At 68.2% G+C, this 13,090-nt stretch carries 12 protein-coding genes; 7 read left to right on the forward strand and 5 right to left on the reverse strand.

Annotated elements, in window-relative coordinates:
* Positions 1 to 21 precede the first annotated feature (21 nt).
* Positions 22 to 531, forward strand: a complete 510-nt coding sequence (locus H7J89_RS24575; RefSeq protein ID WP_372513838.1) for a LysR substrate-binding domain-containing protein — start codon at positions 22 to 24, stop codon at positions 529 to 531.
* A gap of 71 nt (positions 532 to 602) precedes the next feature.
* On the opposite strand, the gene H7J89_RS24580 is transcribed toward H7J89_RS24575, so the two are convergent.
* Positions 603 to 1,205 carry a TetR/AcrR family transcriptional regulator gene (locus H7J89_RS24580; RefSeq protein ID WP_264047885.1) on the reverse strand — a complete coding sequence of 201 codons (603 nt, stop codon included), beginning with the start codon at positions 1,203 to 1,205 and terminating at the stop codon, positions 603 to 605.
* A gap of 106 nt (positions 1,206 to 1,311) precedes the next feature.
* Here H7J89_RS24580 and H7J89_RS24585 point away from each other — a divergent pair, with 106 nt between their 5' ends.
* On the forward strand, positions 1,312 to 2,874 hold the full coding sequence (locus H7J89_RS24585; RefSeq protein WP_264047592.1) for a phytoene desaturase family protein: 1,563 nt from the start codon (positions 1,312 to 1,314) through the stop codon (positions 2,872 to 2,874).
* A 12-nt stretch (positions 2,875 to 2,886) separates the two neighbouring features.
* On the opposite strand, the gene H7J89_RS24590 is transcribed toward H7J89_RS24585, so the two are convergent.
* The 3 genes from H7J89_RS24590 to H7J89_RS24600 all read right to left on the reverse strand — a co-directional run bounded on the left by H7J89_RS24590 (position 2,887) and on the right by H7J89_RS24600 (position 5,041).
* Positions 2,887 to 3,495 carry a YbhB/YbcL family Raf kinase inhibitor-like protein gene (locus H7J89_RS24590; RefSeq protein WP_264047593.1) on the reverse strand — a complete coding sequence of 203 codons (609 nt, stop codon included), beginning with the start codon at positions 3,493 to 3,495 and terminating at the stop codon, positions 2,887 to 2,889.
* 62 nt (positions 3,496 to 3,557) lie between these two features.
* On the reverse strand, positions 3,558 to 4,001 hold the full coding sequence (locus H7J89_RS24595; protein WP_067743598.1) for an SRPBCC family protein: 444 nt from the start codon (positions 3,999 to 4,001) through the stop codon (positions 3,558 to 3,560).
* Between the two features lie 35 nt (positions 4,002 to 4,036).
* The gene (locus tag H7J89_RS24600) at positions 4,037 to 5,041 is read right to left on the reverse strand and encodes a synaptic vesicle VAT-1 family membrane protein (protein ID WP_264047597.1); all 1,005 of its coding nucleotides are present in this window, start codon (positions 5,039 to 5,041) and stop codon (positions 4,037 to 4,039) included.
* Between the two features lie 51 nt (positions 5,042 to 5,092).
* Between H7J89_RS24600 and H7J89_RS24605 the strand changes: the two genes are divergently transcribed.
* The 4 genes from H7J89_RS24605 (at position 5,093) to H7J89_RS24620 (ending at position 10,459) form a co-directional block, all read left to right on the forward strand.
* Positions 5,093 to 5,809: an MBL fold metallo-hydrolase gene (locus H7J89_RS24605; RefSeq protein WP_264047599.1), complete on the forward strand. Its 717-nt coding sequence runs from the start codon at positions 5,093 to 5,095 to the stop codon at positions 5,807 to 5,809.
* Positions 5,810 to 6,021: 212 nt separating this feature from the next.
* The gene (gene aceA, locus H7J89_RS24610; protein WP_264047601.1) at positions 6,022 to 8,310 is read left to right on the forward strand and encodes an isocitrate lyase ICL2; all 2,289 of its coding nucleotides are present in this window, start codon (positions 6,022 to 6,024) and stop codon (positions 8,308 to 8,310) included.
* Between the two features lie 405 nt (positions 8,311 to 8,715).
* A complete protein-coding gene (locus H7J89_RS24615; protein WP_264047602.1) occupies positions 8,716 to 9,114 on the forward strand; it encodes a hypothetical protein in 399 nt (132 codons plus the stop codon).
* A gap of 181 nt (positions 9,115 to 9,295) precedes the next feature.
* Complete coding sequence (locus H7J89_RS24620; RefSeq protein ID WP_264047605.1) at positions 9,296 to 10,459, forward strand: LLM class flavin-dependent oxidoreductase; 1,164 nt, start codon at positions 9,296 to 9,298, stop codon at positions 10,457 to 10,459.
* Positions 10,460 to 10,497: 38 nt separating this feature from the next.
* On the opposite strand, the gene H7J89_RS24625 is transcribed toward H7J89_RS24620, so the two are convergent.
* Complete coding sequence (locus H7J89_RS24625; protein WP_264047607.1) at positions 10,498 to 10,965, reverse strand: SRPBCC family protein; 468 nt, start codon at positions 10,963 to 10,965, stop codon at positions 10,498 to 10,500.
* Positions 10,966 to 11,183: 218 nt separating this feature from the next.
* On the opposite strand from H7J89_RS24625, the gene H7J89_RS24630 reads away from it, so the two are divergent.
* Positions 11,184 to 13,019, forward strand: coding sequence for a fatty acyl-AMP ligase (locus H7J89_RS24630; protein WP_264047609.1), 1,836 nt, complete (start codon positions 11,184 to 11,186; stop codon positions 13,017 to 13,019).
* The last annotated feature ends 71 nt before the right edge of the window (positions 13,020 to 13,090 follow it).

A 13,090-nucleotide genomic window follows, 5' to 3' on the forward strand; every position in this document is an offset into this window, starting at 1 on the left:
GGCTGACCTGCAGCACACGGCATGTCACAGCATGTGGCACACGACATTGGTCCTCTGGTCGGCGATGAAGCATGCCACGCTCACTTCGTCGCCTCCTTCACCCACAGGACCACTGATCGCTTGATGCGGATGGTGCACCTGTTCGACGAGGCCCGCGTGGCCGTGTGTTCGGTCCACTCGCCGCTGGCCACCAGATCGGAGCTGGACTGGGCCGAGGTCCCGCGGTGGCCGCTGGTCGTCAACACGGCCAGCGGGACCACCGGGCCATGGTCGTGGCCGGCGGGTGAGGGACCGAAAACGATCGTTGAAACAACCAATTTCGACGAGTGGCTCGAATCCGTCGCGGCCGATCGCGGCATCGGTGTGATCCCCGACGTCGCGGAGCGGCGCAACATCCATCCCGGCGTCCGGTTCGTCGCGCTGCGCGGAGCGCCCACGAGCCCGGTCTCGATAGCGTTCCTGCCGCGCGCCCGCAACGCCGTGCTGCGCCGCTTCGTCGAGGCGGCCCTCGAGAGCGCACAACACGTCTGAGTGTGCGCTGACGGCGTCGAGTGTGCGCCCATGGCGCGGTTCACCGGCGTGTCGTCGCCCTCAGTGCACACTCAAGGAGGAGGGAAGGCAAAACCCGAGCGCAGCAGCTCCAGGCTGGACGCGACGAGTTCGCCGAGGTCGCCCCTGCAGCCGTTGCGGCCCCAATTCTCCACTGCCACAACGAGCGCGGCGGCCAGGGCGGAGCCGGTTACTTCGGCGAGCAGATCGATGTTGGCCACGCCCGGGTTTCGATCCCTGACGAAATCGGTCAGCACCTGGGCGAACGACGACTGCACGACGCGCAGATGGCCCGCGATGCGCTCCGCGCTGATCAACTCCGCGCGGGCCGTCGCGGCCTGGCGGACCACTTCGAGGTCGTGCGGGAAGGCCGCGACGCTCGCCAGCACCGCATCGAACAGCGACTCGGACGCGGGACGGTCGGCCAGCGCCTCGGCCAGCCACGCCAGCTGCGTCTCGTAATCCTGGAAGAGCACCGCCTCCTTGGTGGGGAAGTGGCGAAAGAAAGTCCGTTCGGTGACGCCGGCCTCCCGGGCCAGCTCGGTCACCGTGACGTTGGTAAACCCCTTGCGCGCAAAGCTTTTCAATGCCGCTTGGCGCAGCGCCTCGTGCGTCGATCGTCGGCGTAGCTCATGACGGTTCGTCGGCGCGTTCATCCCCCCGGAATGGTATCCCAGCCGGCCGAAACCTGTCAGAACTGACATCTTCCAATCATGTCAGTACTGACATATCCTTGTCACGCGCCAATCGAGGGAGGACGCCATGTCGGACTACGACGCGATCGTGGTGGGAGCGGGCCACAACGGACTTACCGCGGCCGCGGTACTGCAGCGCGCGGGTCTGCGGACGCTGTGCCTGGAAGGCAACACCTATGCGGGAGGCATGGCGGCGACCGTCGAACTGATCGACGGCTTCCGGTACGAGATCGCCGGCTCCGTCCAATTCCCGACGGCGAGCCAGATCACCAAGGATCTCGGGCTGGACACCCTGCCCACGGTGGAGCCGGAGGTGATGTCGACCAACATCGGCGACCACGGCGAGGAGCCGATGATCTTCTACCGCGACCCGATGCAACTGATGACGCACCTGGGCTCCAAGCACGGCATCGAGGCCGTCACCGGCATGGCCGAACTGATCGGCTGGAGCCAGGGACCCGCAAAGGCACTGGGCCGCTTCGACGTTCGCACACCACCCAAGACCCTCGACGAGATGTACGCCTGCGCGGCAAACGACGCGGAACGACGCGCGATTCACGAGATGTTGTTCGGGTCGGCGATGGACGTCATCGACCGCTACCTGCCCGACAAAGACAAGCACGCGGTCATGCGGGGGATGCTCGCGTTCCTGGCCGTCAACTCCACCTACCGCGGCCCCTACACGCCGGGCAGTGCCACCTGCCTGGCGTTCGCGCTGGCGGTACCGGACGACAGCACGGCGATGATGACCAAACTCAAGGGCGGCATGGGCGCGCTCACCGAACACCTGCGTGAGCTCTTCGTCTCAAACGGCGGTGAGATCCGCTTCCGCAGCAAGGTGGAGCAGATCCTCGTCGACCACGGCGCGGTGACCGGGGTGCGGTTGCGCGACGGCTCGACCATCACCGCGCCGATCGTGGTCTCCAACCTCGCGCCGGACGTCACCCTCACCGAGCTGATCGCCCCCGAACACGTGCCGGGGGAGCTGATCTCACGTCTGTCCGGCCGAGATCACCGCGCGTCGTTCGTGCAGATCCATTTCGCCCTCGACGGGCTGCCCGAATTCGCTCCGCCCTATGAGTTTTTGAACGAGGAGGGGATGCAGCAGTCGGTCGGGATTTTCGGCTCGCCCGAGGAACAACAGCTGAACTGGGAGAACTGCCGTCGGGGTGTGGTGCCGGACAACCCGTCGATGGGGATGCAGATCCCGTCCGTGCACGATCCGGGCATGGCGCCGCCCGGTAAGCACGCCGCGAGCGCCTACGCGTACGCCTTCCCGGTCGAAGTCGACCGCCAGGATCATGGACAACTCAAAAATGTTATGGCACAGCGTGTTATCGACAAGATCACCCGGTTGGCCCCGAATTTCAAGGACATCGTGATCCGGCACATCACGTTCGCGCCCTACCACATGAACACGATGTTCGGTGCGCCCGCGGGCGACTTCTGCCACGGACTGCTGCATCCGGACCTGATGGGCCCGAACAGGCCCGGACCCAAGGGATTCCTCGACTTTCCGATTCCCATCGAAGGGCTCTACCTCGGCGGTGCGGGATGCCACGGCGGGCCCGGCATCACGTTCACGCCCGGCTATAACGCCGGTTATCAGGCGCTCGACGATATGGCCTGAAAGGGGGCGGCCTCAGCCTCCGAAGGTTCCGGTCAGTCGCGCCTGCGCGGTGGCGGCGCCGCCAATCGCCTGCGCCGCCCGGACGCCGGCGAGCCCGTCGGGCAGCTGATAGTCGTTGGGAAGCTGGTAGAGGGTGAACCGGTAGTGGTGTGTGCCGGTTCCCGCCGGCGGGCAGGGGCCTTTGTAAGCGGGCTCGCCGGCGGTGTTCGGCAGGGTGGTCGCGCCGGCCGGAGTCTGCCCGTCGGCGGTGCTGCCGGAACCGGGGCCGATTCCGACTACCACCCAGTGCACGTAGAGGCCGTTGACGGCGTCCGGGTCGTCGACCACGAGCGCGGCACCCATCGGGGCCGACCAGGTCAGCGGCGGGGCCATGTTCGCCCCCTTGCACGTGTACTGCACGGGAATCGGCGAACCGTCGCGGAACGCCGGACTGCTGATGGTCAGCGGTCCGTCGGCGGGGGCGGCCGGGACGGTACGCCCGAGGGTCGTCACCTTCGGCGTCGACGGCGCGGTCATGCGGGTGTCAGCGTGGCCGCCGCAGCCGGCCACCGCACCGAGGATCGCCAACGCACCGGCGAGCGATGCGACCCGTCGAAAGTTGCTCACGGGTTTCGGTTTCATATGGACAGTGTCGCTCTCGCGGCGCCCATCCGGAAGCGCCCGATTCGACGGCCCGGGTGCAGCTACTTGCCGCCCTTGCGCTCCAGCACTCGCTTACGCAATCCCTTGGTGGCCGTGTCCATCAGGCTCTTGGACCCCCGCTTGATCAAAAACCCGGGCACCGGCATCAATAGGTCCACGGTGAGATCGAAGTTCACCCGGGTGGAGTCCCCGTCGGGCGTCAGCGTGTAGCGACCGTCTTGCGCGCGTTGCTGTTTGGCGCTGACCAGAGTCCAGCTGACACCGTCGTCGTGAACGGTGTACGCCAACTCCTGCTCGTCGCTGACACCGACAAGTTTGACCACTTGCTTGGATCTGGTGGGGTGGCCCTGATCGTCCCGCTCGAGAACCTCCACCTTCTGATGGACCGAGGACCACTCGGGCAGCGATTCGATGTCGAACAGCACATCCATGATCTGATCCGGTGTCGCTTCGATGACGACCTCGCGGGATTCGGTGACAGCCATGGGAGATAGATAACCACTGCAGCGCCGCTAAAAACTCACGGCACCAGAACTACCTTGCCGACGTTCTCCCGGGCCGCCAGGATGCGGTGCGCCTCCGGCGCGTCGGCGAACGCCACCACCGCATGGACGACGGGAGCGATCGTTCCGTCGGCGAGCGCCTGGGCCAGCGGAGTGATCCACGGCTCGAGCGTGCCGCGGTCGTCCCACAGCCGCAGCATGTTGAGGCCGATCACCGCCTTTGACTCGGAGAGTTGGTCGATCAGGTTGAACCCGCGCAGCATCGCCAGCGCGTGCGGGGCGGCCGCCCGCAGCGAGCGCTTCTCGCCATGCTGCAGGTTCGACACCCCGTACCCGACCAGCCGTCCGCCCGGCCGCAACAGCGCGTAGGACCGCCGCAGCGACGTGCCACCCAGGGCGTCGAGCACCACGTCGTACGGATCCAGGCCACGCCACCAACCGTCACGGCGGTAGTCGATCGCCCGGTCCACCCCCAGTTCTGCCAGCTTCTCGTGTTTCGCCGGCGACGCGGTGCCATGCACCTCGGCCCCGGCGGCCTTCGCGAACTGGATGGCGGCGATACCGACCCCGCCGGCCGCGGCGTGCACCAGCACCCTTTCCCCGGTGCGCAGCGACCCGTACCCGTGCAGCGCGGCCCACGCGGTGGCGTAATTGACCGGGACCGCGGCGCCCTCTTCGAAGCTCATTGCGGCCGGCAGCGGCACCGAGTCTTTCGCGGCCACGTTGACGATCTCGGCATAGCCGCCGAAGCGGGTACCCGCCAGCACCCGGTCGCCGACGCGGCCGGGATCGACACCGTCGCCGACGGCCTCGACGGTGCCGGCGACTTCGTAGCCGACGACCGCCGGGAGCTTCGGCGCATCCGGATACATGCCGACGCGGGCGAGGTGATCGGCGAAGTTCACGCCCGCCGCGTGCACCGCGACCCGCAGCTGCCCCGCCCCCGGCGGCGGGGGATCGGGCCGCCGCTGGACCCGCAGCACCGACGGACCGCCACGCTTGGTGATGACGACTGCGCGCATCTAGAGATTCCTCCCCGGCCGCTGAGGCCCGGTTGACGCTACCTTGCTCGTGTGCATCTCGCTTGGGAACGGTTGACGGCCGGCGTGCATCGCTGCCGGCTGCCGTTCTGCGATGTCACGGTCGGACTCGTGTGGGGCCGCACCGGCGCACTGCTGGTCGACACCGGCACGACGCTCGCCGAGGCGGCCGCAATCGACGCAGGCGTGCGACGGCTCGCCGGCCGCCCGGTCAGCGCTATCGTCTTGACCCACAAGCACTTTGACCACGTCCTGGGTTCTTCGGCGTTTGCGGACGCGAACATCTACTGCGCGCCCGAGGTGGTCGAATGCCTGTCGTCGGGAACCGACCGGATGCGCGACGACGCGTTGCGCCACGGCGCCGACCCCGCGGAGATAGACCGAGCGATCGCCGCCTTGCGGCCCCCGCGGCGCGGAGTCTTCGACGCCACCATCGACCTCGGCGACCGCACCGTGACGATCGCCCACCTGGGACGTGGCCACACCACCTCGGATCTGGTGGTGGTCGCCCCCGGGGGAGGTGACGACCCGGTCGTCGTGTTCACCGGCGACCTTGTCGAGGAGTCCGCCGATCCCGCGATCGACGCCGACTCGGATCTGGCCGCCTGGCCGGCCACCCTCGACCGGGTGCTCGCGGCCGGCGGGGCGGACGCGGTCTACGTGCCGGGCCACGGAAGGGTCGTTGACGCGGAATTCGTCCGTCGCCAGCGGGAGTGGTTGGTCCGGCGCGCGCCCGGCAGTCCCGGCTGAGCGGGGTCTTGCGCGCGAAAAATGTTGCGCCGCAAGCGGTGCACGCCGAGACCGTCCGCCTGGCGGCCCGCGGCCGTGCCGCGCCGTCGCCGGGTTGCGGATACGGGCGTCCGGCAACAGTTTTGGCATGGGTCTTTCGGCCCCTGATTGAAAGGTCATCTCCGGGGATAGACTCCGTCCAGGGGAATCTTGCCGAAGAGGAGCGTAGGGCCATGGCCATCATTGACTCGGACACCGAAGTCCGGACATCGTTCGAAGACGACATCGCCGCCACACAGCGGTACATGGACGACCCGCGCTTCACCGGCATCACGCGCCTCTACACAGCCCGCCAGGTAGTCGAGCAGCGCGGCACCATCCCGACCGACTACCCGGTGGCACGGAACGCGGCCGCCGCCTTCTACGACCGGCTGCGCGAGCTGTTCGCCGCGAAGAAGAGCATCACCACATTCGGCCCCTACTCGCCCGGCCAGGCGGTGGCCATGAAGCGGATGGGCATCGAGGGCATCTACCTCGGCGGCTGGGCAACCTCGGCCAAGGGTTCCACCACCGAAGATCCCGGTCCCGACCTCGCCAGCTATCCGCTCAGCCAGGTGCCCGACGACGCGGCGGTGCTGGTGCGCGCCCTGCTCACCGCCGACCGCAACCAGCAGTACCAGCGCCTCAACATGACCGAACGGCAGCGCGCCACCACGCCCGCGTACGACTACCGGCCGTTCATCATCGCCGACGCGGACACCGGGCACGGCGGTGACCCGCACGTGCGCAACCTGATCCGCCGCTTCGTCGAGGTCGGCGTGGCCGGTTACCACATCGAAGACCAGCGCCCGGGCACCAAGAAGTGCGGCCACCAGGGCGGCAAGGTGCTGGTGCCGTCGGACGAACAGATCAAGCGGCTCAACGCGGCCCGGTTCCAACTCGACGTCATGAAGGTGCCCGGCATCATCGTCGCCCGCACCGACGCCGAGGCGGCCAACCTCATCGACAGCCGCGCGGACGAGCGCGACCAGCCGTTCCTGCTCGGCGCCACCAACCTCAACATCCCTTCGTACAAGGCATGTTTCCTGGCGCTGGTCCGCCGCTTCTACGAGCTCGGGGTCAAGGACCTCAACGGCCACCTGCTCTACGCCCTCGCCGACTCCGAGTACGCCGCCGCCGGCGCATGGCTCGAGCGCCAGGGCATCCAGGGCTTGATCTCCGAAGCCGTGAACGCCCTGCGGGAGGACGGACACGGCTCGATCGATGATCTCTTCGATCAGGTCGAGTCGCGATTCGTGGCGGCGTGGGAGGACGACGCCGGGCTGATGACCTACAGCGAGGCCGTCGCGGAGGTGCTCTCGTTCGGCGAGACCGAAGACGAGTCGCCGAGCATGACCCCCGACGAGTGGCGCGAGTTCGCCGCGCGCGCATCGCTTTACGCCGCGCGGGAGAAGGCGAAGGAACTGGGCGTCGATCCGCCGTGGGACCCGGAGTTGTCGAAGACGCCGGAGGGCTACTACCAGATCCGCGGCGGCATTCCGTACGCCATCGCCAAGTCGCTCGCGGCGGCGCCGTTCGCCGACATCCTCTGGATGGAGACCAAGACCGCCGATCTCGCCGATGCCCGTCAGTTCGCCGACGCGATCCATGCCGAATTCCCGGAGCAGATGCTGGCCTACAACCTGTCGCCGTCCTTCAACTGGGACACCACCGGGATGAGCGACGAGGAGATGAAGCGCTTCCCCGAGGAACTCGGCAAGATGGGCTTCGTCTTCAACTTCATCACCTACGGCGGGCACCAGATCGACGGTGTCGCGGCCGAGGAGTTCGCCACGTCGCTGCAGCAGGACGGCATGCTGGCGCTGGCTCGGCTGCAGCGCAAGATGCGCCTGGTCGAATCGCCCTACCGAACCCCGCAGACCCTGGTCGGCGGGCCACGCAGCGACGCGGCGCTGCAAGCGTCGTCCGGGCGTACGGCGACCACCAAGGCGATGGGCAAGGGCTCGACCCAGCATCAACACCTCGCGCAGACCGAGGTGCCCAAGAAGCTGCTGGAGGAGTGGCTGGCGCTGTGGAGCGAGAACTACCGGCTCGGCGAAAAGCTGCGGGTGACCCTGCGGCCCCGCCGCGCCGGTTCGGACGTTCTCGAGCTCGGCATCTACGGCAACGGGAACGAGCAGCTGGCCAATGTCGTCGTCGATCCCATCAAGGACCGGCACGGCCGCAGCATCCTGCAGGTGCGTGACCAGAACACCTTCGCCGAGAAGCTGCGCCAGAAGCGCCTGATGACGCTGATTCACCTCTGGCTGGTGCACCGGTTCAAGGCGGACGCGGTTTACTATGTGACGCCGACCGAGGACAACCTCTATCAGACCGAGAAGATGAAGTCCCACGGCATCTTCAGCGAGGTCTACCAGGAGGTCGGCGAGATCATCGTCGCCGAGGTGAACAAGCCGCGCATCGCCGAGCTGCTGACTCCCGACCGGGTGGCGCTGCGCAAGCTGATCACCAAGGAAGCCTAGGAGCGGACGCCGTTCGCGCAGGTGGGCGCAGGTCCGGCTGCGGCTGCTGATGCGGCTCACGGCGGCGTGTCACGACGCGAATGCGGTATCCAATTTACGAATAAGAAAATTTCTTATTACCGATGCAGCAAATTCCCGCATAGCAACAGTTGTCCGAGGATACGATTTGGCTCGCCGATGGCCCATTAGCCCGAGATGGGCCATCGGCTCCCACGCACTCGCTTCCGTAGTGTTTTCGCTTAACGCCAGCCGCACCCGCGCTTGTACCGATGGCCCATCCCGGTGGATGGGCCATCTCCGTTTCCGGGCTTGAAGTCCCGCATCGAATCCCGTTTGCCGGGGCGCGTGCCGGGGTAAGGAGAAATGAACCAGTTGCCGTGGCGCAAGTGGGGATTGGGGACTTCGATGAGATCTGCAGCCAGGACTTCGGTCGCGCTCTTCGGCGGTGCGGCCATGCTCGTGCTCACCGTCGGGTGCGGTGGCGGCAATAAAGGGCCGAGCAGCAGCAGCACGACCCCGACGACCACGCCGTCGTCCAGCGTGGCTCCGTCCACACCTGGCGGCGGCGGCACCGCTCCGGGCGGCCCCACCGGCGGTGGCGGCCCCGGCGGTGGTGGCGGCGGCGTCCCCGGCGGGCCGACCGGTGGCGGTGGCCCGGGCGGCGGAGGCGGCGGCGTCCCCGGTGGTCCCACGGGTGGCGGCGGCCCCGGCGGCGGAGGCGGCAGCATCCCCGGCGTCGGGGGTGGCGGAGGCGGCCCGGGCGGCGGCGGCGGGTGCGTCGGCAACGTCTGCGGTGGCTACTGACATCCACGCGCTGAGCCGACGTAACGCCCCGCGAAGAGACTTGCCCCCTTAGTCGGCGGGCCGGGATCACCTGGCCCCGCCGGCTGAAAACCGATGATCGCCGAGCGTTCTTCCGTGACGGCCTAGGCCGAACACCGCATTCGAGTTATGGTTCAGGCCAATCGGATGCAAGGGAGCCTCGATGGCGAAGCTCAGGTTTGGATACTTCATCGCCCCGTTCCATCGGGCGGGCACAAATCCCACGCTCGCATTGCAGCGCGACTTGCAGTTCATCGAGCACCTCGACGCACTCGGCTTCGACGAGGTGTGGATGGGCGAACACCACTCGGCCGGCAGCGAGATCATCAGCTCGCCCGAGGTCTTCATCGCCGCCGCGGCCGAGCGTGCCAAGCGCATTCGCTTTGGCACCGGGGTCATTTCGCTCTCGTACCACAACCCGCTCTGGGTCGCCGACCGGCTGATGCTGCTGGATCACCTCACCCACGGCCGCATCATCGGCGGTGTGGGGCCAGGCTCCCTGCCCAGCGACTCGTCCATGATCGGACTCACGCCCACCGACACCCGCGAACTGCTCGAAACGAACCTCGACATCGTCGTGCGGCTGCTGGCGGGGGAGACCGTGAGCGCCAAGACGGCCACGCACCAACTGTTCGACGCCAAGCTGCAGCTCGCCCCCTATTCGGATGGCGGGATCCCGCTGTCGGTGGCCGCGGTCGCGTCACCGACGGGCGCGCGGCTGGCCGGCAAGCACGGCATCGGCCTGCTGTCCATCGGCGCGACGCTGACCGTCGAGGGTTTCAACGCGCTCTCGTATCACTGGGGCATCGTCGAGGAGCGCGCGGCGGCCTTCGGCACGCAGGTCGACCGCAAGAACTGGAGCCTGGTCGGCCTGTTCCACCTTGCCGAAACGGAAAAGCAGGCGCGGGAAGAGGTCAAGTTCGGCATCGAGCCGTGGTTCCGCTACTTCCAGAAGGTGGCCGCCTTCCCGCAGATGACGATGCCCGGCGAACAGCTGGACGAAATGATCGACGTCATCAACGAGAACGGGGCGGGCGTGATCGGCACGCCCGAGCGGGCGCGCGAGCAGGTTCAGCGGCTGTGGGATCAATCCGGCGGGTTCGGCTGCATGTTGCAGATGGGCCACGAGTGGGCCAACCCGGCCGCCACCAAACGGTCCGCCGAACTGTTTGCCGCCGAAGTCATGCCGCATTTCCAGGGCCAGGCGCAGCCGACGCTGGACGCCGCCGCGCGCGCCGGACAGGCCCGCCACAGCTTCGCGCAGTCGCAGTTGGACGCGGTCGCGCACATGACGAAGAAATATCAGGACGAGGTCGACGCGAAGTAGCGCGGCGGCCGCCTCCCGCGGCCGTCATGCCCCCCGTGCTACCGCCCCGCGTTCGATTCCCGCTCGGCGGCCTTCACCAGCCGGCCGGCGAAAAACCGGACCGCTCCGCCCATGGCGGCCCGCATCACCGGACCCGTCCCGCGCACCCCCTCGGTGAACGAACCGGTCCAGCGGATGTCGGTGCCGCCCGAGGGGTTCGGCGTGAAGACCACCTCGCCCGAGTAGTCCTTGGCCGGAGTCGGGGGGCCGACGAGCTTGTAGGCATGCCGGCGGTCCTGCTCGTACTCGACGGTCTCCTCCTGTACCAGCACGGGCCACATGCCCACCTTGCGGACGGCCCCGATTCCGCCGGGCGCGGGATCGCCCTGCCGGGCCCAGCTCGAGTGAACGACGATGGGCTTGGCCCACTTCGACCAGTTGGCGCCGTCGGTCACGAGCCGGAACAGCGTCGCGGCGGGCGCGGTGCTGGTGCGGTTGATCTCGAAGGAAAACGTCCTGCCTGACATGGCCAACTCCCGGTGCAATCATCGACGACCCTGCGTGCCGCTCGCGCGTAGGCTACCGCCCACGCCGTGGGCACCGCGACGAGGGCGCACAACGGTAGCCGACGGGCCGGCGCCGACCGGCGAATTCGATTCCCACCGAAGGTCCTTCGCGCGTGGCATGCCGACACTCACGTTCGCGGCACGGCGGTTGCCGCGTCCCCTTGCCTACAGTAGGGGCCATGGAGCTCGGTTCCCGGCAGCACGCCAAGGCGGTCCCCGGCCTGCTCGAGATCGAGGACTGCCTGGATGCCGCGGGCAACATCATGGTGCCGCCGGACGTCACGCTGATCTCGCTCGTCGACCGCAACATCGCCAACGTCGGTGACGCCGTGGCGTACCGATTCCTGGACTACAACCGTTCGGCCGACGGATGCGTCGACGAGGTGACGTGGAACCAGTTCGGTGTCCGGCTGGAAGCCATCGGCGCGCGCGTCCAACAAGTCGCCGGCCATGGCGATCGGGTCGCGGTCCTGGCGCCGCAGAGCCTCGACTACGTAATGGGGTTCTATGCGGCGATCAAGGCCGGGACCATTGCGGTGCCGCTGTTCGCGCCCGAGTTGCCCGGCCACGCGCAACGACTGGACACTGCCCTGCGCGATTCGCGGCCGACGGCCGTGCTGACCACAGCGGCGGCCAGGAACGCGGTCGAGGACTTTCTGAGCACCCTCCCGCAACAGCACCAGCCACGGGTCATCGTCATCGACGAGATCCCCGACTCGGCGCGGGATTCATTCGCCCCCACCGAGTTACGCCACGACGACATCTCCCACCTGCAATACACGTCGGGCTCGACGCGGCCCCCGGTCGGCGTCGAGATCACGCACCGGGCGGTCGGCACCAACCTCGTGCAGATGATCCTTTCCATCGACCTGCTGGACCGCAACACGCACGGCGTGAGCTGGTTGCCGCTCTACCACGACATGGGGCTGTCGATGATCGGCTTTCCCGCGGTGTACGGCGGACACTCCACGCTGATGTCGCCCACCGCGTTCGTCCGCAGGCCGCAGCGCTGGATCAAGGCCTTGTCGGCCCAGGCGGGCCGGGCCGTCACCGCGGCGCCGAACTTCGCCTACGAATGGACCGCGCAGCGGGGACTGCCGGCGCCGGGCGACGACGTCAACCTGAGCAACGTGGTGCTGATCATCGGGTCCGAACCCGTCAGCATCGAGGCGATCACGGCCTTCAACAAGGCGTTCTCCCCGTACGGATTGCCGCCGACGGCGTTCAAGCCGTCATACGGCATCGCGGAGGCCACCCTGTTCGTTGCGACCATCGCGCCCGCCGCCGAGGCGACCGCCGCCTACTTCCACCGCGAGGAACTGGGCGCCGGCCGCGCGGTGCGGGTTGCGGCGGGCGACCCCGAGGCCGTGGCGCAGGTCTCCTGCGGCCAGGTGGGCCGCAGCGAATGGGCCGTCATCGTCGACCCGGCCGCCGGGTCAGAGCTCCCCGACGGCCAGGTCGGCGAGATCTGGCTGCAGGGCAACAACGTCGGCCGGGGCTACTGGGGACTGCCCGACGAAACCGGGCGAGCGTTCGGCGCAAGGTTGCGATCGCGGCTCGCCGACGGCAGCCACGCCGAGGGCTCGGTGCTCGATCGCCCGTGGCTGCGGACCGGGGACTTGGGTACCTATCTCGACGGCGAGCTGTACGTCACCGGCCGGATCGTCGACATGGTCACCATCGGCGGCCGAAACCACTACCCGCAGGACATCGAGGCGACCGTTGCCGAAGCCTCGCCGCTGGTGCGGCGCGGATACGTGACCGCCTTCGCCGTGCCGAGCGAGGATTCCGAACAGCGACTGGTGATCATCGCCGAGCGGGCGACGGGCACCAGCCGCGCCGACCCGCGGCCGGCCATCGAGGCCATCGGGGCCGCGGTCCTGGGCCGCCACGGGCTGCCGGTCGCCGAGGTGTGTTTCCTGCCGGCCGGCGCCATTCCCCGTACCACCAGCGGCAAGCTGGCGCGCCGGGCCTGCCGCGCCCAGTACCTGAGCGGCGGCTTGGGCGCCCACTGACCCGGCTGGGCTGAGACGGCCCGAAAAACGCCGCCCGCGTCCGGCGCTGGCTTAGTCTCCTTTCGGAGGCG

The organism is Mycobacterium paraffinicum, assembly GCF_025822865.1.
GTDB lineage: Bacteria > Actinomycetota > Actinomycetes > Mycobacteriales > Mycobacteriaceae > Mycobacterium > Mycobacterium paraffinicum.

Excerpts from the sequence above, each read along its gene's own strand:
- H7J89_RS24590 (WP_264047593.1), bottom strand. The coding sequence starts at position 3,495 with ATGAAACCGAAACCCGTGAGCAACTTTCGACGGGTCGCATCGCTCGCC.
- H7J89_RS24575 (WP_372513838.1), top strand. The coding sequence starts at position 22 with ATGTCACAGCATGTGGCACACGACATTGGTCCTCTGGTCGGCGATGAA.
- H7J89_RS24615 (WP_264047602.1), top strand. The coding sequence starts at position 8,716 with ATGAGATCTGCAGCCAGGACTTCGGTCGCGCTCTTCGGCGGTGCGGCC.
- H7J89_RS24585 (WP_264047592.1), top strand. The coding sequence starts at position 1,312 with ATGTCGGACTACGACGCGATCGTGGTGGGAGCGGGCCACAACGGACTT.
- H7J89_RS24620 (WP_264047605.1), top strand. The coding sequence starts at position 9,296 with ATGGCGAAGCTCAGGTTTGGATACTTCATCGCCCCGTTCCATCGGGCG.
- aceA (WP_264047601.1), top strand. The coding sequence starts at position 6,022 with ATGGCCATCATTGACTCGGACACCGAAGTCCGGACATCGTTCGAAGAC.
- H7J89_RS24625 (WP_264047607.1), bottom strand. The coding sequence starts at position 10,965 with ATGTCAGGCAGGACGTTTTCCTTCGAGATCAACCGCACCAGCACCGCG.
- H7J89_RS24595 (WP_067743598.1), bottom strand. The coding sequence starts at position 4,001 with ATGGCTGTCACCGAATCCCGCGAGGTCGTCATCGAAGCGACACCGGAT.
- H7J89_RS24630 (WP_264047609.1), top strand. The coding sequence starts at position 11,184 with ATGGAGCTCGGTTCCCGGCAGCACGCCAAGGCGGTCCCCGGCCTGCTC.
- H7J89_RS24600 (WP_264047597.1), bottom strand. The coding sequence starts at position 5,041 with ATGCGCGCAGTCGTCATCACCAAGCGTGGCGGTCCGTCGGTGCTGCGG.
- H7J89_RS24580 (WP_264047885.1), bottom strand. The coding sequence starts at position 1,205 with ATGAACGCGCCGACGAACCGTCATGAGCTACGCCGACGATCGACGCAC.